The organism is Streptomyces canus, assembly GCF_030816965.1.
GTDB classification, from domain to species: domain Bacteria; phylum Actinomycetota; class Actinomycetes; order Streptomycetales; family Streptomycetaceae; genus Streptomyces; species Streptomyces canus_E.
Genome location: NZ_JAUSYQ010000002.1, coordinates 9,708,011 through 9,727,127, shown reverse-complemented (window position 1 = coordinate 9,727,127; position 19,117 = coordinate 9,708,011). Strand labels below are relative to the sequence as shown.

Here is a 19,117-nt window from a genome sequence, read left to right as displayed (position 1 = left end):
CGGGCCGCGGCGTCAGGTGCCCGTTCCCGTGTAGAACGCGATCGTGGCGGCCGTCGTCCTCGTCGCCGTCTCCTGGTCGGCGCCGGAGGCGGCGTACGCCTCGCCCCACCCTTCGCCCGAGGCGGTGATGAACGCGCTGCCCTCGGGCGTGGTGTGCCAGGTCGCGGCCTCCTCCTTGCTGAGACCGCCGCCCGCGAGGTGCAGGGCGAGTCCGTGGAGCCCCAGGTCCCATCCGACTCCGACGGCACCGGGTCCGAACTGGTCCCAGAAGTCGTCCGGTACGACGGCCACGTGCTCGAGTTCGAGGACCGTGCGCTCCTCGTTCTCGGGCGTGAGGCGCACTTCGACCTCGCTGAAGCCGGGGTCGGGGCCGTACAGCCAGCTCACCCGCAGCCGCTCGGGTTCCACGCACTCGAGGATCTCGCCGCCGGCGTTGCCCTCCAGCTGGTAGCGGCCGCCGACCTTGAGCTCGCCGCTGACCGGCATGAACCAGCGCGCGATCCGTTCGGGAGAGGTCACCGCGTCCCATACGTCGGCGATCTCGGCGTCGTATGTGCGGCGCAGCAGGACCGTCCGGGCCTCGCCGCTCTCGACCTGCCGGGTACCGACCCGCCGGTGCATACGGTTGATCTCGTCGACGATCTCACTCATCCCCGCTCACCTCTCCTTGTGTCCTGCGCTCGCGCTTTCCCCGCGCGAGCTCCGTTCCGAGCGCGTCGAGCCGCTGGTCCCAGAAACCCCGGAAGCGCTCCAGCCAGGCGTCCACCTCCCTGAGCGGCGCGGTCTCGACGGCGTACAGCCGCCGAGTGCCGTCGGCGCGGACGGAGGCGAAGCCGCTCTCCCGCAGCACCTTCAGATGCTGCGAGACGGCCGGCTGGGAGATCCCGAACTCGTCCCGGATCACGGCACTGACCTCGCCCGACGCCTGCTCCCCGGAGGCGAGCAGCTCCAATATCCGGCGCCTGACCGGATCCCCGAGTACGTCGAACGCGTGCACGCGATCCACTATGCCACCTACCGCTTATATAAGCCAAGCCTTAAACATGAGACCGGGGCCGCGGAGTGTTCCGCGACCCCGGATGTCTGCCGACGGGTCAGGACATGCCGGAGAGGGTCACGCCGGTACCACCTCGGATCGCAGCATGGGATGGTGCGCCGTGACCTCCTCCGGCACGGCGAAGGCATCGGTGAGCGTCAGGGCGTGCGGCGCCAGCGCCGCGATGGTGGCCTCCAGCACCTCCGGCAGGTAGCGGACCTGCTCGGCGGTCATCCGCTCGTGAGCGAGCAGTTCACCGCTGTGCGCGGCCACGTAACGCAGGGCGAACAGCCGGTGGAGGTGGTCGAGCAGAAGGCCCACCTGCGGGTCGGCAGCCTGCGCGGCCGCGGCGAGGAGTTCCTCGGCGGCCAGCCGGTGGACGTGGGCGTCGACCAGGGACAGCGCTGCGCCGGAGGCGCCGTTCCAGCGGTCGAGGGGCGAGCCGACCCGTTTCGCGCGCAGTCGCACACGGGCCCTCTCGTGACGTATGCGCTCCAGGTCCCCCATCAGGTCGTGCAGGTGGGCCGGATCGTGCAGGGACCGGGTGGCCGGGGGTACCTCGCTGAGGGGTCGCGGGGTGAAACCGCCCAGCAGCATCTCCCCCGCCGCCTTGACCCAGATGACGGTGTTGTCGCCCTCCGCGGTGATCGTGCCCTCGTTGGCCGCGAGCTGACCCGCGATGCCGTTGGAGAGCAACAGGCCCTGTGCGCCGCAGCGTTCCCGGCACTCGGTCATCACGGACCGGGCCTGCCAGGTGATCCAGCCCTTGGCGATGGCCACGAGCCGCTCGGCCTCCTCCCGCTCACCTTCCGCCGCCTGCGCCCACCGCCGAACGACTCCGCGCTGCAGCAAGGTGGCGGCGTAGGTCGTGGCGAGCGCCTCCACGAGCGGAGCATGGTGGGTGCGATGGGTGAACAGCGGCACACGCTGTCCGCTGGTCATGCCCGAGGTGACGCGCTGGTGGGCGTGGCGTATCGCCACGGCCAAGGCGTGCCGCGTGACCCCGAGGCTGTAGGCGCTCATGCACAGTTTGCCCATGGTGACGCGGCCGATGGAGCGCAGGAAACGCTTGCGTGGACTCCCCAGGGAGGAGACGAGTTCACCCTCGGCCGTCAGCCGGCCGTGTTCGCCCTGAAGCATGGCCGTAGGCGGCAGCCGCACCCCGTGGAAGGAGGTGGCGCAGTGGTCGACCGGGCTGCTGGCCGTCTGGGGCAGCAACTCCACCTCCACGCCCGGCAGATGACGGCCGTTGGCGTCGGTCAGCGAGGTCAGGAAGAGAAAGACGCCCTGGTCCTTGCCGTCGATCACCAGACGGGCGGCCACCAGGGCGTCCTTCGGGCCGCCGGCCACGGACGTGTTGGGCATCCACTTGCGGGCCCCCCGCGTCGGTGTGGTGAGCACGAATCCGCCCGTGGCCCGGTCCAGGGTCGCGGTGGTCTCCAACTGGGGGGCGTCGTTGCCGTGTGCCTGCTCGGTGCACAGGAAGGTGCCGATGCGTTCCATCCGCAGGTATGGCCCCAAGTCCCGTCCCTCGTGGTCGTGTTCGAGCAGACTGCCGAGGAACAGGTTGTAGTGGATGCTGGCCATCGTCGTCATGCCGGCGTCCACCACGCCGGCCCATTCGTGCAGGGCGCTCAGGGCGACCGGGTCACGGGCCAGGGCCTGTGCGTCGGGGACCGCCGCGTTCACCACGCGTAGGCGTTGATAGGACAGTTCCGTGCGCTCCTGATGCGTCAGCCCCTCGTGGTAGGCGAAGACGTCGGAGCTGAACAGGCGGCGCCACGGCTCATGGATCTCGGCCTGCGTACCGAAGAGCAGATGCCGAAGTGCGATGGTCTCGGTCAGCGAGGGTGACGCTACGGGGAGTTGAGAGGTGATCACAGCGGCAACGTAGCCCGAGGCGCCCTCTGATCACATCATGATCATCACCACGATTGAACACCCGCGCGTGGTGGTAGTTACCCCTTAAACGGCCTCTCTAATACCAGAAGCCTCAATCTGCACAAGGGTGATTCCCCTCCCACGCGGCACTTTACGCCTGCGCGTCGGAGGAACACCGGTTACCCCCTCGGCGTGTCGTCATGGCGGGCACGCTCGACGAAAGGCCGGAGAGGCCGCCGGCCGGGCGCACCACCCCGCCGACTCCAACCGCCGCCCTCACAAGCAGCCATGACTCGTGGCGCCCCCACATGTGTGCGAAATCCCCGCAATTGACGGAGACGGCGGGGACGACGGCGCGAGGCGCGCTCCGGCATCGCGGCGTGCCGGCTGATCACCACCCGCTGACGCGGCTCCAGAAGGCCGGGACGACCGGCGCCCCCGCCGTCGGCCGCGCACCGTCGACGACGTGGTAGCCGTGGTGTTGGGCCGCGGTGGCGCAGGCGTGGTTGGGCAGGATGCGCAGGCGGGTGCCGATGGGCAGATCGGGCAGGTGGGCGCCGTCGCGGGCAGTGAGGGTGCCGTGTTCCTGGCTGGCGGCCGTCATGACCAGGTCCGGGACGAGGTTTCCGTCGAGGTCGGCGACCAGACCGTAACCCTGGTCCTGCGCCTGGGCGGCGGTGCCGCGGTCGCGGGACATGGCCATCCAGCCGCCGTCGGTGAGGATCCACCCGAACTCGGGGCGGTGACCGATGACGGTGACGACGACCGACAGGGCGAGGTCCTCGATGCGGCAGACACCGAGGCCGGCCATCACCAGGTCGAAGAACACGTAGTTGCCCGCCCGCAGTTCGGTGACCCCGGTGAGATCCTCGGCGGCATGGGCGGTGGGGGTCGAACCGACGCTGACGGTGGACACCGGCAGGCCCGCCGCGCGCAACCGCTCGGCCGCGGCGACGGCACTGTCGCGTTCGTTCCTCGCGGCCAGGCGCTGCTCCTCGACCGTGCAGGCGAAGTAGGACTCGCCGGCATGGGTCAACACCCCGTCCAGGCAGCCCGCTTCGTGCAGGATGCGGCCGATGTCGATGAGCCCCGGAGCATCGGACCTGAGGCCGCCGCGATGACCGTCGCAGTCGATCTCGATCTGGGCGGGAACGACAAGTCCGGCCCGGCGCGAGGCCTCGGCGACGAACTCCGCCTGCTCCGCGCTGTCCAGCAGGACCCGCAGGGTGACACCACGTCGCAACAGGGCGACGACACGCGGGAGTTTGTGGGGGTCGATACCCACGGCGTACGTGATGTCGGTGTAACCACCGTCGGCGAACGCCTCCGCCTCCGCCAGGGTGGACACGGTGACCGGGCAGGGCCTGTCGCCTTCGTGGAGGAGGGCGGCGACGTCGAGGCTCTTGGCCGTCTTCACGTGGGGCCGCAGGGTGACACCGAGCCGCTCGGTCCTGGCCGCCAGCCGTTCGACGTTGCGCCTGGCCTTGTGGACGTCGACGACGGCGAACGGAGTGTCGGGGTCGGCCAGGGTGCGCCCGGTGGCGTTCGCAGGGGTCGGCACGAGGCCCCCAGGACTCATAGGGCTCATAGGGCTCATAGGGCTCATAGGGAGATGTCCATCTTCTCTAGCAGGGCCAGGCCCAGATACAGGTCCTGCACTCCGATCCCGGAACTGTCGAAGACCGTGATGTCGCTGTCGGCGGTACGTCCTTCGGCCCGGCCGGTGAGGACCTCTCCGAGCGGGATGAGAACCGTGCCCGAGGGGGCGTGCCGGCACTCGCCCAGGCGGCGGGCCTGTTCGGGCAGGTCGCAGAACACGCGGGCGCGGGCGAACAGTTCGGGCGGGAGTTCCCTCTTGCCCGGGGCGTCCGCGCCCATGCAGGACAGGTGCGTACCGGGACGGACCCACGAGGCTTCGAACAGCGGCGGGGTGTCGGCCCCGGCGGTGGTGGCGGTGATGATCACATCTGCCCGCGCGCAGGCTTCTTCGGCGTCCACTGCACGGGCTTCGTGGCCTTGTGCGGTCAGTGCCTCGACCGTCCGCTCGGCATGCGCGGCCGTACGTCCCACCGCCAGCACCTCATTGACGGCCCGGACCCGGCTGACGGCCCGCACCTCGTAGGCCGCCTGGTGCCCGGTGCCGAAGAGCGCCAGGATGGTGGTGTCCCGGCGGGCCAGCAGGTCGACCGCGAGGGCGTCGGCCGCGGCGGTCCGGTAGGCGTTCGCGGTGCCGACCTCCAGGACGGCCGCGAGCCTGCCGATCGTCTGGTCGAACAGCAGCAGGGTGGAGTGGTGGCGCGGCAGCCCGTAGTCGGTGTTGCCCGGCCAGTAGGTGCCGATCTTCACGCCGGCGTGCGTCGCGGACGCGGACGGCTTGAGGGAGAACCGGTTGCGCGGATCGGACCCATGCACGGCCAGAGCGGGAAAGACCGGGCCGCCCACGGTCGCGGCGAAGGCTGCGCGTGCCGCTTCCAGGGCCAGGTCCTCGTCGACGAGTGCGGCGGTCCGCTCCTCGGTGATGTGCAGCAGCGGGTGCGCGACCGGTGGCGGGCCGGTGTTCGGTTCGGCAGCGGTCATGAGGGCGTCCTTCACTTGCTGTAGTTGTAGACGGTCGCCCGGGACACGCCGAGCAGGTCCGCGATGGTCTGGGCGGCGTCCCGCGAGTCGAAGTACCCGTCCTGGTGCAGCTGCCGTACGAGTGCCTTCTTGTCGTGTCTGCTCAGCGACCGGGGCGTGGCGGCGCGCTCCGCGGCCCACTCCTCCACCGTGTGCCGCAGTTCGCGCGTGTTGCGGTCCCGCAGGGTCTCCAGGGGCTGCTCGCGGTGCTCGGTGTCCGTGGCGACCAGGTTGGACAGGGTGAGCGTGACCGGTGACAGCACGGAGACGTCCAGGTTCAGGCACAGGGCCGCGATGTACTCACCCGCGGCGTTCTTGAGACCGATGGACGTGCTCTTCACGGGGCGGCCGTCGGGGAACCGGTTCGGATAGTTCTGAAGGACGCTCGGGTATTCCGGATCGGCGATGCGCGCCAGCCCCAGCTCGGTCACGGAGTCCCCGACCTGACGGCCGGAGAGGTTGTTCTCGATCGCCCGGATCGCGTGCCGCGGATGCCGCAGATCGTGCAGCACCACCTCGCACAGCCCGGGGAACATCCGCCCGAGGGCGACAGCGATCTTCTCCGCCTCACCGATGAGGTGCTCGTCCGCACCGTCAACGACGCCTTCCACAATCGGCGCTCCGTTCCGGGACTCCATTGTACTGATTTTCCATATCTAGATATTTAAGCTAAGTGTCTGCCCGGCGGTTGTCCAGCAGGGCGACCGAGATATACCTATGGGCCGCCCGGGTGCGGGCCGGTGTCCTTGTGGCGCATTCTTGCTGTGTCGCCCACGGGACGGCGTACGGACGAGGTAGGGCCGATGACTGGGAGCGTCGAGGACGCACACCCGACGGCCGGGCGGCTGACGGCGCTGCTGATCGACGCTTCGACGGAGGCGATCAGTGCGGCCCACGGCCACGCCGGAGGGGTCTATCTGCGCTCCCGCACGCCCGGACTACTGCGGCTCGCCGTCCTGTCGGGGCTGCCCGGACCGCTGTTCCGCCCCTGGTGGCGGCTGCATGCCGACCGCCCCTTCCCCGTCGCCGACGCCTACCGGCTCGGTGTCCAGGTGGTCCTGCCGAACGCCACCGAGACCATGCGCCGCTACCCGCAGTTCGCCGCCGGACTGCCGTTCCAGTTCGGCTCGCTCTATGTGCCCGTCGTCGGCGGTTCCACGACCTACGGTGTGCTGACCGTGCTGCGCCCGGCCGTCACCGACGCCGCCGAGGTACTGTCCGAGCACGACCGCGTGGTGCGCCTCGCCCAGGAACTGGGCGAGGCGCTGCGGGGCCTGGAGGACGCGTACCCGGACCAGGTCGCCTGGGACGGCGAGCCCGTCTGTCTGCGGCCGCCGACCGCCTCCACGTCCTTGGGACGCGCAGGACGTTTCGCCTGGGACCCCGAGACGGCCGACATCACACTGGACGAGGACCTGCACACCCTCCTGGGCATGCCGCCCAGTGAGTTCCCCGGCACCGTCGAGGCGTTCGCCGAGGCCGTGGCCCCCACCGACGCGCACCGCATCCTGGCCGGCCTGCGGGACACCGCCGCCGGCCGCCCTCCCGCTCTGCCCCTCTATCTGCGGGCCGAGGACGGCGCGCTGCGCCTGCTCGACCTGTGGAACGCCTACGAGCCGCCCGCCGCACCCGCGGTCCGGGGCGTCGTCGTGGCCCCGGGCCCCGGCCCCACGGCGGACTCGGCGGCCGACCTGCTGCCCGACGGCGTGTTCTGCGTGGACCGGCTGGGCCTGGTCGTCTACGCGAATCCGCCCGCCGCCCGGCTCCTCGGCCGTCCCCGCGCCGAGCTGGTCGGCCGCGACCTGTGGGAGGCCGTGCCCTGGCTGCGCCGCCCCGACTTCGAGGACCACCTGCGGGCGGCGCTGCTCACACCGGACCCGGTCCACTTCCATCTCGTACGCCCGTCCGCGCAGGAGTCCGAGACACGGCCGACTGCTCAGAGCACCGGGCCACCGCTGTCCGCTCGGGACGCCGGCTCACCGCTGTCCGCTCACGACGCCGGGCCACCGCTGCCCGCCCAGGACACCAGGCCACCGCCGTCGGCCCACGACGCCGAGTCCGCCCAGCAGCCGTACGAAGGCGACTGGCTCGCGCTGTCCGTGCACCCCGGTCCGGACCGGCTGACGTGCACGGTCCGGCCCGCGAGCCGGGTGAAGGACAGTCCCGAGGGGCAGGAGACCGCCGAGCTGTCCGAGACGGGCATGAGCGCGCTCGCGCCCCTGTACCGTCCGATCGCGCTGGCCATCGCCCTGACCGAGGCGGTCACCGCCCGGCAGGTGTCAGCCGTCGTGATGCGGGAGCTGCTGCCCGCGTTCGGCGGCCGTCGGCTCGCGATCTACCTCCTCCAGGAACGGCACCTCTACCTGGAATGGGAGACCGGTTTCCCCAAGGGTTTCCTCTCGCCCTTCGACGGAGTGGACCTGGGCACCCACCTGCCCGGTGTGGAGACCCTCACCACCGGCCGCCCGCTGTTCTTCGACTCGATGGAGCAGCTGACGGCCACCTACCCCGGCATCCCCCTGGACGCGACCGAGGGTGCCCGGGCCTTCCTGCCGCTGATCGCCTCCGGGCGCGCGGTCGGCTCGTGCATCCTCGGCTTCGACCGTCCGCGCAGCTTCAGCACCGAGGAGCGCACGGTGCTCACCGCGCTGGCCGGGCTCATCGCCCACGCCATGGAGAAGGCACAGCGCTACGAGTCGGAGGCCGCGCTCGCCCGGGGCCTGCAGCAGGCGCTCCTCCCCCGCCGCCTCGCGGCACACCCGCAGCTGGAGACCACCGGGCGCTATCTGCCGGGCACCGCGGGGATGGAGGTCGGCGGGGACTGGTACGACGTCGTCGAGTCCGGTGACGGCCTGGCCCTCGTCATCGGGGACGTCCAGGGGCACGGCGTGCAGGCGGCGGCCACCATGGGCCAGCTGCGCAGCGCGGTCAGGGCGTTCGCGCTCGGCGACCGGCCGCCGGACGAGGTCATGAGCAGCACCAACCATCTCCTCATCGACCTCGATCCCGGCCTGTTCGCCAGCTGTTGCTACATCCGGCTCGACCCCGCCACCGGGGTGGCCAGGGCCGCCCGCGCCGGCCATCCGCCGCCCCTGCTGCGCAGCCCGGACGGCCGCACCCGGGTCCTGGACCTGCCCGGCGGCGTCGTCCTCGGCGTGGCCCCGAAGGCCCCCTATCCGGTGACCGAGCTCCAGATGGAACCCGGCGCGATCCTGGCGCTCTACACGGACGGGTTGGTGGAACGGCCCGGCAGCGACATCGACGAGGGGATCACCGCCCTGCGGGTGGCCCTCGCGAGGGCCGGCGCCCCGGCGGCCCGGCCGGGCGGGCGGTTCCTGGCCGGCGTGGCGGACCGGCTCACGGCGACCGCCCGGCACGCCCTGGACCGCCCGGACGACATCGCGTTGCTGCTCGCCACCCGGCGCCCGGCGCCCCCGCCCGGGCCGCACTGAGGAGGGTCCGTGGCTGTTCTGTCACACCGCGTGACGCCCCTCGCCTCCTGGGGCGCGGCAGTGTAGACATGGGCACATGGTCCGACTCCCGGGCCGTTCCGGGGGCGGGCCGACCCGTCGCCCCGGCGGCCCCCGCCCGCCCCAGACATCCGCCCCCGCTCGCGACCAGCACGAGGGCCCGCTCAGGGGCAGTTCGCCCACGCGGGTCGAGCGTGACGGGGCCCGGACTCGACGGCGGCCGGGAGCCCTGCGAGCGGCGGTCGGCGGACGCAGTGTGGCCGGAGAGGTGTTCGTCCTCCAGGTCGTGATCGTCCTGCTGCTGGTCGTGGCCGCGGTCGTGGCGCTGGTGCTCCAGGTGCGGCACGACAGCACGGTGGAGGCCCGCAACCGTTCCGTGGCCGTGGCCGAGGCCTTCGCCAACGCTCCGGGCACCGTGGAGGCCCTCAGCTCCCCCGACCCGTCGGCGGTGCTCCAGCCGCGCGCCGAGGCGGCCCGCCTGGCGACCGACGTGGACTTCATCGTCGTCATGAACACCGACGGCATCCGGTACACACACCCCAAGCCGGACCGCATCGGCAAGAAGTTCGTCGGGAACTTCGCCCCCGCCCTGGCCGGGCGCGTCGTGACCGAGGACATCACGGGAACCATCGGACCGCTCGTGCAGGCCGTCGTCCCCGTCAAGGCGGACGACGGGAAGGTCGTCGGCCTGGTGTCGGCCGGCATCACCACGGCGAAGGTGGGCGGCACCGCGAACCAGCAGCTGCCGCTGCTCCTGATGGCCGCCGCCGTGGGACTCGCCCTCGCCACCGGCGGCACCGCGCTGGTCAGCAGACGGCTGCTGCGCCAGACGCACGGTCTGGGTCCGCACGAGATGACCCGCATGTACGAGCATCACGACGCGGTCCTGCACGCCGTACGGGAGGGCGTGCTCATCGTCGGCGGCGAGGGGCTGCTGCTGCTCGCCAACGACGAGGCCCACCGGCTGCTCGACCTGCCCGCCGACGCAGAAGGCCGGCACGTCCTGGACCTCTCCCTGCCCGCCGACACCGCCGGGCTGCTGGCCTCCGGGCGGGTCGCCACCGACGAGGTGCACCGGGTCAAGGACCGGCTGCTGGCGGTCAACCAGCGGCCCACCGACATCCAGGGCGGCCCACCGGGCAGCGTCGCCACCCTGCGCGACTCGACCGAGTTGCGCGCCCTGTCCGGGCGCGCCGAGGCGGCCCGCGAGCGCCTCGACATGCTGTACGACGCCACGGTGGGCATCGGGACGAGCCTGGACGTCACCCGCACGGCCGAGGAACTGGCCGAGCTGTCCGTGCCGCGGTTCGCGGACTTCGCCACCGTCGACCTGTTCGACGCGGTGCTCAGCGGCGGCCAGCCGGAGGCGGCGACCACCCTGCGCCGCACCGCGCTCAGCGGGATCCGTGAGGACGCCCCGCTGTTCAAGGTCGGCGAGCGGATCCCCCTGACGGACTCCGCTCCCCAGGCCCGCGGCATCAGCAGCGGCCGGGCCGTCCTGGAGCCGCGTCTCGCCGAGGCCACCGGGTGGCACGCGCAGGACCGGGGGCGCTCCGCCCAGGTCATCGAGTACGGCATCCACTCGCTGATCGCCGTTCCCTTGCGGGTCGGCGATCTCGTCCTGGGCACCGTCAGCTTCTGGCGCTCCGACAAGCCCCAGCCCTTCGACACCGACGAGGTCGCCCTCGCCGAGGAGCTCGTCACCCGGGCCGCGGTCTCCATCGACAACGCCCGCCGCTACACCCGCGAGCACACCATGGCGGTGACGCTCCAGCGCAGTCTGCTGCCGCGCCGGCTGCCCGAGCAGGACGCCCTGGACATCGCCTACAAGTACCTGCCCGCGCAGGCCGGGGTGGGCGGCGACTGGTTCGACGTACTGCCGTTGTCCGGCGCGCGGGTCGCGCTCGTGGTCGGCGACGTCGTGGGCCACGGGCTGCACGCCGCGGCCACGATGGGACGGCTGCGCACGGCGGTGCACAACTTCTCCGCACTCGACCTGCCGCCCGACGAACTGCTCGCGCTGCTCGACGAGTTGGTCGCCCGGATCGACCAGGACGAGGCGGAGGAGAGCGGCGACTCCCCCGTCACCGGCGCGACCTGTCTGTACGCCGTCTACGACCCGGTCTCCCGGCTGTGCACGATCGCCCGGGCCGGCCATCCGCCGCCCGCCCTCATCCACCCCGACGGCAGCGTCGAGTACCCCGACGTGCCCGCCGGTCCTCCGCTCGGTCTCGGCGGCCTGCCGTTCGAGACGGCCGACCTGGAACTCGCCGAGGGCAGCCGCCTGGTGCTCTACACGGACGGGCTCGTGGAGGACCGCGAGCGCGACATCGACGTGGGCCTCGAGCTGCTCCGCACGGCCTTGGAGCAGGCGGGACCCTCGCCCGAGGACACCTGCCGGGCCGTACTGGACGCGCGGCCGCCGGCCCGCGCCACCGACGACATCGCGCTGATCGTGGCCCGCACCCAGGCGCTCGCCGCCGACCGGATCGCCGAGTGGCAGGTCCCGGCCGACCCGGCGGCCGTCTCGGACGTCCGGGCGGCGGTGTCCCGGCAGCTCGCCCGCTGGGACCTGGACGAGCTCGCGTTCACCACGGAGCTCATCCTGAGCGAGCTCGTCACCAACGCCATCCGCTACGGCGGCGACCCCATCCACGTGCGCATGCTGTACGACCGCACCCTGATCTGCGAGGTCTTCGACAGCAGCAGCACCTCACCGCATCTGCGGTACGCGGCGATGACCGACGAGGGCGGCCGCGGTCTGTTCCTCGTCGCCCAGCTCAGCGACCGCTGGGGCACCCGGTACACCCCGGCGGGCAAGGTCATCTGGGCCGAACAGCCACTGCCGTGACCCGGTTCGAGGGCCTTCGCCACCCATAAGGTGATCTTATGAGCCCATAGACCGGACCCGCGTACCGACTTAGGCTTGCCTTAGCTTAGGCTTCCCTCGAGTTGATCTGCCACCGCTCGAAGGGAACCTGATCATGCCCCGCCCCCTGCGGGTAGCCATCGTCGGAGCCGGCCCCGCCGGGATCTACGCCGCCGACGCGCTGCTCAAGTCCGATGTGGCCACGGCACCGGGTGTCTCCATCGACCTCTTCGAGCGGATGCCGGCCCCGTTCGGACTGATCCGTTACGGCGTGGCTCCGGACCACCCCCGGATCAAGGGCATCATCACGGCCCTGCACCAGGTGCTCGACAAGCCGCAGATCCGCCTCTTCGGCAATGTCGACTACCCGACCGACATCAGCCTGGACGACCTGCGCGCGTTCTACGACGCCGTGATCTTCTCCACGGGCGCGACCGCCGACCGCGAGCTGCGCATACCGGGCATCGAGCTCGACGGCTCGTACGGCGCCGCCGACTTCGTCTCCTGGTACGACGGCCACCCTGACGTGCCGCGCACCTGGCCCCTGGAGGCCGAGAAGGTCGCCGTCCTCGGCGTCGGCAACGTCGCCCTCGACGTGGCGCGCATCCTGGCCAAGACGGCCGACGAACTCCTGCCGACGGAGATCCCGCCGAACGTCCACGAGGGCCTCAAGGCCAACAAGGCGCTGGAGGTCCACGTCTTCGGCCGCCGTGGCCCGGCGCAGGCGAAGTTCTCTCCGATGGAACTGCGCGAGCTGGACCACTCCCCCAACATCGAGGTCATCGTCGACCCCGAGGACATCGACTACGACGCGGGCTCGATCGAGACCCGGCGCGGCAACAAGCAGGCCGACATGGTCGCCAAGACCCTGGAGAACTGGGCGATCCGCGATGTCGGCGACCGTCCGCACAAGCTGTTCCTGCACTTCTTCGAGTCGCCCATCGAGATCCTCGGTGAGGACGGCAAGGTCGTCGGTCTGCGCACCGAGCGCACCGCCCTCGACGGCACCGGAAACGTCAAGGGGACCGGCGAGTTCAAGGACTGGGACGTCACCGCGGTCTACCGAGCGGTCGGCTACCTCTCGGACAAGCTGCCCAAGCTGCCCTGGGACATCGACTCAGGCACGGTCCCGGACGAGGGCGGCAGGGTCATGCAGGAGAGCGGCGAGCACCTGCAGTCGACGTACGTCACCGGCTGGATCCGGCGCGGTCCGGTGGGCCTGATCGGCCACACCAAGGGCGATGCCAACGAGACGGTCTCGAACCTCCTGGACGACTTCGCGAACGAGCGTCTCCAGACCCCGGGTTCGCCCGAGCCGGAGGCCGTGGACGCGTTCCTCGCCGAGCGGAACGTCCGCTTCACCACCTGGGAGGGCTGGTACAAGCTGGACGCCGCCGAGAAGGCGCTGGGCGAGCCGCAGGGCCGCGCGCGCGTGAAGCTCGTCGAGCGCGAGGACATGCTGCGCGAGAGCGGCGCCTGATCCGCACGCGACGCCGGTCGTGCCGCAGCCTCTCAGGTGCGGCACAACCGGCGTCGCGCTGCTCACGGAACCCTCGCCGCCATCCGGTCGTTCCCTCCGTGTCCGTACGACCGTGCGGGCGGAGCCGGGACGAACGGGGCGGGTGTGGCACGCGTACTGGTCGTCGGCGGCGGCATCGCCGGTACGGCGGCGGCTCTGGCGCTGCACAAGGCCGGCTTCGAGGCCACCGTGCACGAGGCCCATCCGGACTGGACACACACCCCTGCACGGGCAGCCCCTCTTGGCGGCCGTAGGGAACATCTACCGGGTCGCGTCCGCGGTGCGCCGGCACCTGGAGAACTCCGTGCTGCGCGGCTCCGACCTGACCGTCTCGTGGACCCTGCAGTCGCGCGGGCTGCTGAGCCGGGCCGGGCACCCCACCGACGGGCGGCTCGTCCTGCTCAGGCTCGCCGATGAGGGCGAGGAGCTGATGCGGCGGGTGTTCCAGGCGTTCAATGGGGAGGAGGCCTTTGTGATGGCCGGCCTCAGTGACACCGAGTGCCATGGCCCCGCGGAGGGGCCGCGGCAGGTCGTGCTCCAAGTGGAGGAGCACGGCGAGCGGCGCCGCCGCGAACCGCTGGGCGGCTCCGAACCCGCCCCGCGGTGCAGCGGGCGGCGCCCCGAGGCCTGATCCCCCTCAGGAGAACAGCGCCTGGATGTCCGGCTTCTTGCCGCCGAAGATGCCGTCCTCCTCACCGAGGGCGGCGAGCTTCTCCAGCGAGGCCGTGTCGACCTGGGGCGGCCAGCTCGGGAGGATGAGCTTGGTCAGCACGTCGCCGCTGATCTTGGTGTAGACGGTGAGGATCTGCCGGGCCTCCTCCGGGTGGCCGGTGGCGTACCTCAGTGACTCCGTCATGGCCTCGGTGAACTTCTTCACCAGGCCGGGGTTCTGCTGCGCGATCTTCGTCGTGGTGAACCAGGTCGCAACCGTGAGCTTCGGGTCGGTCTCGGCGAAGGGCGAGGCGATGACCCGGGCGCCCTGCGCCTTGGCGACCGTCTGGGCCGGCTCGCCCATCCACGCGGCGTCCACACGACCGCCGTCCAGCGCGGCCGGCATCTGGTCGAAGGGGATCTCGACGAACTTCACCTTCGCCGGGTCGCCGCCGTCCTCGCGCACCGACTCGCGGACCGTGGTGTCCCCGATGTTCTGGAGGGTGTTCACGGCGACCGAGCGTCCGGCCAGGTCCTTCGCGGACTTCACCGGGCTGTCCTTCTTCACCAGGACGCCGGTGACGTCGGCCCCCACCTTGCCGTTGGAAGCAGCCCCGTTGACCACGGACTTCACGGGGACGCCCTTGGTCTGCGCGAGCATCAGGGACGTGGTGTTGCTGAAGCCGAACTGGAACTGGCCGCTCACCACTCCGGGAATGATCGCCGCGCCGCCCTGCGCGGTCACCATCTTCAGCTCGATCCCGCGACTGGCGAAGAACCCCTTCTTCTGCCCGAGATACAGCGGCGCCACGTCGACGATGGGGATGACACCGACCGTGACCTGGGTCTTCTTGGCTCCGCCCGCGGACGACGTGCCGCCGCTCCCGGAGTCCGACGATCCGCATCCGGCGGCACCCGCGAGGGTCACCACCGCAACGGCAAGTCCGAGCACACGCCTTTGCATGGGGCCCTCCTGACGAGGCGCCAGAACGCCTCACGACCCGTCGACTGATGTTGTGCACATCATTGACGCCCGCAATGTACACGCCTACTTTCGCCGGTGTCAGTCCCCCCGACCGCAGGAAAATACGGACTGCCCCCGAGGAGCCCACATCTCGTGATGCACCGCATCCGCACCCGTACGCTCGTCGCCGTCGCGGCACTGCTGCTCGCCGCTCCCCTCACCCCGACCGCCTACGCCGCCGAGGACGTCCATGCCGAGGGCCGCCTGCCGTCCGGCGCGACCTACGTCATGGATGTGCCGGCCGGCTGGAACGGCACGGTCCTTCTCTACAGCCACGGCTACACGCCGTCCGGCGCCCCCAACGCGGCGCGCAACGCGCCCGACGACACCACGAAGTCGCTGCTGCTGAACCAGGGTTACGCCCTCATCGGGTCCTCGTACGCCACCACCGGATGGGCCGTGACCGAGGCCGTGCCCGACCAGCTCGCCACCCTCGACACCTTCACCGCCCGCTTCGGACGTGCCGGGCGCACCATCGCCTGGGGCACGTCGTACGGCGGCCTCGTCACGACCGCCCTCGCGGAGCACCACGCGCACCGTCTCACCGGTTCGCTGTCGATGTGTGGGCTGGTCCAGGGCGGCGTCGCCAACTGGAACAGCACGCTGGACCCGGTCTTCGCACTGAAGACGCTCCTCGCACCCGACTCCGGGATCCGGCTGACCGCACTGCCGAGCGCGGCCGCCGCGACCCAGGCGTCCGACGCCATGGCCGCCGTCCTCACCGAGGCGCAGCAGACCGCCGACGGCCGGGCCCGTATCGCGCTCGCCGCGGCCCTGCACAACATCCCCGGCTGGAACGACCCTTCACAGTCCCGGCCCGCGCCCACCGACTGGGAAGCCCAGCAGTCGGGCCAGTACCAGGCCGTCGTCGGGCTGGTGAAGTTCCCCGCCTTCGTCTGGCGCCAGGAGGCCGAGTCCCGGGCGGGCGGCACCATGTCGTGGAACACCGGGGTCGACTACCACGCGATGCTCCGCAACTCCCCCTACCTCAAAGAGGTCAAGGAGTTGTACGAGAAGGCCGGCCTCTCCCTGAAGTCCGACCTCAACACTCTCGACAAGGCCCCGCGCATCCGCGCCGACGCGAAGGCCGTCGACTGGATGAGCCGTACCAGCTCCTTCACCGGCCGCCTCACCAAGCCCCAGCTCACCATCCACACCACTGGCGACGCGCTGATCCCGGTGCAGTCCGAGAGCGCCTACCGCCGGGCCGCCACGGCCGCGGGCTCGGCACCCCTCCTGCGACAGCGCTATGTCGACAACGCCGGCCACTGCACCTTCAGCCCCGGCGAGCAACTCGCCGCCCTGCACACACTGGAGGACCGGATCGTGACCGGCCACTGGGCAGGCAGCGATCCCGCCGCCCTCAACTCACGTGCCGACGAAGCCGATCCGGGATCACCGGCCCGCTATCTCCCCTACTCCCCCGCCGGTTACCCCCGCCCCTACGACCGCGCACACCTCTCCGACGGCCACCGCACCCAGCGCCTGCCCGGCGGTCACGGCTCCGAGGTCTCGGACTCGAGTGAAGCGCGTGTCGCCTTGCCGTACACGCCGGCCCCGTCCTGAAGGACGAAGCGGGTGACCTGGTAGGTGCGCACCGCCCTCTGGACCTGCTGGTCGAAGTCGCCGTCGGCTTCCCCGTCGTAGATGCCGACCTGCCGGAGGCGGAGCTGGAGTTCGACGACCTCGGGCCCCTGGTCGCCGAGACTGAGGACAGGCGGCCGGCCGCTCGACACAGTCGGGCCCGGGGCCACCGTGGCGGTGGCGGCCGCGCTCGACGGGATCCCGGTCGGGGTGGCGGTGCCCGTCGGGGACGCGCTGTCGCCGGCCTCCGCGCTCGGCGAGGAGGAGGGCGGCCGGGACGACTGTTTCGAGGTGGCCGTAGGAGAGGAAGCGGTGACGGACGGGCTGCTCGACGACGGTTGCGACTCCGGTACACCCGCGCGCACCCCGCCGACCACGGAATCGTTCCGTGAAGGGCCGTCGTAGGTGAAGAACCCGCCGACGAAGCCTCCCGTGACCAGGACGGCGGCGGCCGCTCCCGCCCCGGCGACGATGACCGTCCGCCGCTTCCGACCGTCGGGGGCGCCGTCGGTCGGGGGCTCCATGGGCGGCTGCCGAACAGGCTCCTGTTCCGCGTCCGTCGCGGCCTCGGTGACTTCACCCAAGTCCCCTGTCAGGCCCGCCGGTTCCGGCTCGCCGACCGGGTCCGCCGGTTCCTCGCCGACCTCCACGAAGGGTCGTATGCGCACCGGGTCGAAGTCCTCCGCGGCTGCCGCCTCGGCCGTACGGGACTCGATGTGGGCCTCGGAGGCGCGGTGCGCGCAGGTGCAGGAGGGAGTGCCGTCCGCCGCCCTGGGCGCCGCGCACTCCGGGCAGACGAGGACTGGTGGTTCACTCACGCGCGTTCCCTCTCCGTACGATCTTCATATCGTAGACAGATATGCCGCGCGGAAATTCCACAACTCCTGTCGATCTGGAACCCCGGCATCCGCAGGGCCGGGATTCAGCCATCGCGCGTGAAGGAGAGATGAACGGTGGCGGGCGCGGGGCCCCAACGGCCGGTCAGGAGCGGGGGACTTGGCGGCAAAGGAGCGCGCGACACCGCGACAACATGGGGTAACCGGCGGTAACTTCTGTCCCGCTCGCTCCATTCACCCGCGCCACTCCGTCAGGAGACACTCCCCATGCGCAGACTCCTCGCCGCTCTGGCGGCGACCACCGCCGTCCTCGGAGGCCTCACCGCGGCCGCCCCCTCCGCCACGGCCGCCGACTCGGGCAGCTTCAGCGTCCTCAGCTACAACGTCGCCGGCCTGCCCGAAGCCATCTCCAGCGCGCCCACACCCCGCGAATCGAGCACCACGGCGATCGGCCGGCGCGTAGCGCCCTACGACATCGTCCACGTGGAAGAGGACTTCAACTATCACGCCTACCTCTACGCGGGCGACACGAGCCACGCCTACCGCACCCCCACCAGCGGCGGCGCCGGCATCGGCAGCGGCCTCAACACCCTTTCGAAGATCCCCTACGACGAGGACGACTTCGAGCGGGTGCGCTGGAACTCCTGCCAGGTGGACTCGGGCGACTGCCTCACGCCCAAGGGCTTCACCTTCATGCGCGAGCGCCTCGCCGAGGGCGTCTACGTCGACTTCTACAACCTGCACACCAACGCGGGCACCAACGACGGCGACCTCGCCTCCCGCGCCGACAACCTCAACCAGCTGACCGCCTTCATCCAGACCCACTCGGCAGGCAACGCGGTCGTGGTCATGGGCGACACCAACACCCGCTACACCCGCTCCGGCGACACCATCGCCGAGTTCGCCGCCGCCAACGGCCTCACCGACCCCTGGGTCCAGCTCATCCGCGGCGGCACCCCGCCCGCCAAGGGCAGCGACGCCCTGGTCTGCGACCAGAGCGGCGCCACCGTCCCCAACACCTGCGAGGTCGTCGACAAAGTCCTCTACCGCAGCAGCAGACTCGTCTCACTGAACGCCACCTCGTACAACAACGAGCACGCCAAGTTCCTCACCGACGCCGGGCTCATGCTCTCCGACCACGACCCGATCAGCGTCGGCTTCACCTGGTCACGCAACGCCGCCTACCAGCTCAGCGAGCAGTACGGCGGCCCGCACGGCGACTACTACAACGACATCAACAGCGTCCCCGCCAGCGCCCGCGCCACCACCCTCGCCCTGCGGGCCGGCTCCCGCATCGACCAACTGAGCCTGACTCTCGCCAGCGGCACGACCCTCACCCACGGCGGCACCGGCGGCACCGCATCCGCACTGACCCTCGGCAGTGGCGAGTACGTGACCACGGCGAACCTGTGCCAGGCCGAGAAGGACGGCCGCACACGGATCTTCTACGCCAAGTTCACCACCAACCTCGGCCGCACCCTGACCGGCGGCACCACCACCTCCGACTGCGTGACCCGCACCGCACCGACCGGCTGGCAGATCGCCGGGTTCCACGGCCGTGGCGGCGACGAGGTCGACAAGGTCGGCTTCATCTACACCCAGCGCTGACCCACCGACGCGAGCTGGGCCTC

At 71.2% G+C, this 19,117-nt stretch carries 14 protein-coding genes and 1 pseudogene; 7 read left to right on the top strand and 8 right to left on the bottom strand.

The window, feature by feature from the left end; all coding sequences use genetic code 11:
- Positions 1–12: 12 nt before the first annotated feature.
- The 6 genes from QF027_RS45490 to QF027_RS45465 all read right to left on the bottom strand — a co-directional run bounded on the left by QF027_RS45490 (position 13) and on the right by QF027_RS45465 (position 6,171).
- A complete protein-coding gene (locus tag QF027_RS45490; protein WP_307081386.1) occupies positions 13–651 on the bottom strand; it encodes an SRPBCC family protein in 639 nt (212 codons plus the stop codon).
- Positions 644–1,006 carry an ArsR/SmtB family transcription factor gene (locus tag QF027_RS45485; RefSeq protein ID WP_306972986.1) on the bottom strand — a complete coding sequence of 121 codons (363 nt, stop codon included), beginning with the start codon at positions 1,004–1,006 and terminating at the stop codon, positions 644–646. Before QF027_RS45485 ends, QF027_RS45490 begins: the two co-directional genes overlap by 8 nt.
- 108 nt (positions 1,007–1,114) lie before the next feature.
- The gene (locus tag QF027_RS45480; RefSeq protein WP_307081384.1) at positions 1,115–2,917 is read right to left on the bottom strand and encodes an acyl-CoA dehydrogenase family protein; all 1,803 of its coding nucleotides are present in this window, start codon (positions 2,915–2,917) and stop codon (positions 1,115–1,117) included.
- Between the two features lie 391 nt (positions 2,918–3,308).
- Positions 3,309–4,505 carry a DSD1 family PLP-dependent enzyme gene (locus tag QF027_RS45475; RefSeq protein ID WP_307081382.1) on the bottom strand — a complete coding sequence of 399 codons (1,197 nt, stop codon included), beginning with the start codon at positions 4,503–4,505 and terminating at the stop codon, positions 3,309–3,311.
- A 14-nt stretch (positions 4,506–4,519) separates the two neighbouring features.
- Positions 4,520–5,494 (bottom strand): ornithine cyclodeaminase family protein, encoded by a 975-nt coding sequence (locus QF027_RS45470; protein ID WP_307081380.1) that lies wholly within the window; start codon positions 5,492–5,494, stop codon positions 4,520–4,522.
- Between the two features lie 11 nt (positions 5,495–5,505).
- Positions 5,506–6,171, bottom strand: a complete 666-nt coding sequence (locus QF027_RS45465) for a helix-turn-helix transcriptional regulator (protein ID WP_307081379.1) — start codon at positions 6,169–6,171, stop codon at positions 5,506–5,508.
- 165 nt (positions 6,172–6,336) lie between these two features.
- Here QF027_RS45465 and QF027_RS45460 point away from each other — a divergent pair, with 165 nt between their 5' ends.
- The 5 genes and pseudogenes from QF027_RS45460 to QF027_RS45440 all read left to right on the top strand — a co-directional run bounded on the left by QF027_RS45460 (position 6,337) and on the right by QF027_RS45440 (position 14,022).
- Positions 6,337–8,985 carry a SpoIIE family protein phosphatase gene (locus QF027_RS45460; protein WP_307081377.1) on the top strand — a complete coding sequence of 883 codons (2,649 nt, stop codon included), beginning with the start codon at positions 6,337–6,339 and terminating at the stop codon, positions 8,983–8,985.
- A 76-nt stretch (positions 8,986–9,061) separates the two neighbouring features.
- Complete coding sequence (locus QF027_RS45455) at positions 9,062–11,854, top strand: SpoIIE family protein phosphatase/ATP-binding protein (RefSeq protein ID WP_307081375.1); 2,793 nt, start codon at positions 9,062–9,064, stop codon at positions 11,852–11,854.
- Between the two features lie 133 nt (positions 11,855–11,987).
- Positions 11,988–13,352, top strand: coding sequence for an FAD-dependent oxidoreductase (locus tag QF027_RS45450; protein ID WP_307081373.1), 1,365 nt, complete (start codon positions 11,988–11,990; stop codon positions 13,350–13,352).
- 144 nt (positions 13,353–13,496) lie between these two features.
- Positions 13,497–13,601 (top strand): annotated as a pseudogene (locus QF027_RS45445) (FAD-dependent oxidoreductase); the annotation flags it as partial.
- Positions 13,594–14,022 (top strand): MarR family transcriptional regulator, encoded by a 429-nt coding sequence (locus tag QF027_RS45440; RefSeq protein ID WP_307082720.1) that lies wholly within the window; start codon positions 13,594–13,596, stop codon positions 14,020–14,022. The pseudogene QF027_RS45445 and the gene QF027_RS45440, both read left to right, overlap by 8 nt.
- Before the next feature lie 6 nt (positions 14,023–14,028).
- Here the strand turns inward: QF027_RS45440 and QF027_RS45435 are convergent, their stop codons facing one another.
- The gene (locus tag QF027_RS45435; protein WP_306972993.1) at positions 14,029–15,006 is read right to left on the bottom strand and encodes an ABC transporter substrate-binding protein; all 978 of its coding nucleotides are present in this window, start codon (positions 15,004–15,006) and stop codon (positions 14,029–14,031) included.
- A 156-nt stretch (positions 15,007–15,162) separates the two neighbouring features.
- Here QF027_RS45435 and QF027_RS45430 point away from each other — a divergent pair, with 156 nt between their 5' ends.
- Positions 15,163–16,632 (top strand): alpha/beta hydrolase family protein, encoded by a 1,470-nt coding sequence (locus QF027_RS45430; RefSeq protein ID WP_307082719.1) that lies wholly within the window; start codon positions 15,163–15,165, stop codon positions 16,630–16,632.
- On the opposite strand, the gene QF027_RS45425 is transcribed toward QF027_RS45430, so the two are convergent.
- Positions 16,563–17,468 (bottom strand): peptidoglycan-binding domain-containing protein, encoded by a 906-nt coding sequence (locus QF027_RS45425; protein WP_307081371.1) that lies wholly within the window; start codon positions 17,466–17,468, stop codon positions 16,563–16,565. The genes QF027_RS45430 and QF027_RS45425 overlap by 70 nt on opposite strands.
- Before the next feature lie 285 nt (positions 17,469–17,753).
- On the opposite strand from QF027_RS45425, the gene QF027_RS45420 reads away from it, so the two are divergent.
- Positions 17,754–19,094 carry a jacalin-like lectin gene (locus tag QF027_RS45420; RefSeq protein WP_307081369.1) on the top strand — a complete coding sequence of 447 codons (1,341 nt, stop codon included), beginning with the start codon at positions 17,754–17,756 and terminating at the stop codon, positions 19,092–19,094.
- Positions 19,095–19,117 lie beyond the last annotated feature (23 nt).

Coding starts and splice junctions, on each gene's coding strand:
- QF027_RS45430 (WP_307082719.1), top strand. CDS start 15,163: ATGCACCGCATCCGCACCCGTACGCTCGTCGCCGTCGCGGCACTGCTG.
- QF027_RS45420 (WP_307081369.1), top strand. CDS start 17,754: ATGCGCAGACTCCTCGCCGCTCTGGCGGCGACCACCGCCGTCCTCGGA.
- QF027_RS45450 (WP_307081373.1), top strand. CDS start 11,988: ATGCCCCGCCCCCTGCGGGTAGCCATCGTCGGAGCCGGCCCCGCCGGG.
- QF027_RS45455 (WP_307081375.1), top strand. CDS start 9,062: ATGGTCCGACTCCCGGGCCGTTCCGGGGGCGGGCCGACCCGTCGCCCC.
- QF027_RS45465 (WP_307081379.1), bottom strand. CDS start 6,171: ATGGAGTCCCGGAACGGAGCGCCGATTGTGGAAGGCGTCGTTGACGGT.
- QF027_RS45460 (WP_307081377.1), top strand. CDS start 6,337: ATGACTGGGAGCGTCGAGGACGCACACCCGACGGCCGGGCGGCTGACG.
- QF027_RS45475 (WP_307081382.1), bottom strand. CDS start 4,505: ATGAGCCCTATGAGTCCTGGGGGCCTCGTGCCGACCCCTGCGAACGCC.
- QF027_RS45435 (WP_306972993.1), bottom strand. CDS start 15,006: ATGCAAAGGCGTGTGCTCGGACTTGCCGTTGCGGTGGTGACCCTCGCG.
- QF027_RS45490 (WP_307081386.1), bottom strand. CDS start 651: ATGAGTGAGATCGTCGACGAGATCAACCGTATGCACCGGCGGGTCGGT.
- QF027_RS45470 (WP_307081380.1), bottom strand. CDS start 5,494: ATGACCGCTGCCGAACCGAACACCGGCCCGCCACCGGTCGCGCACCCG.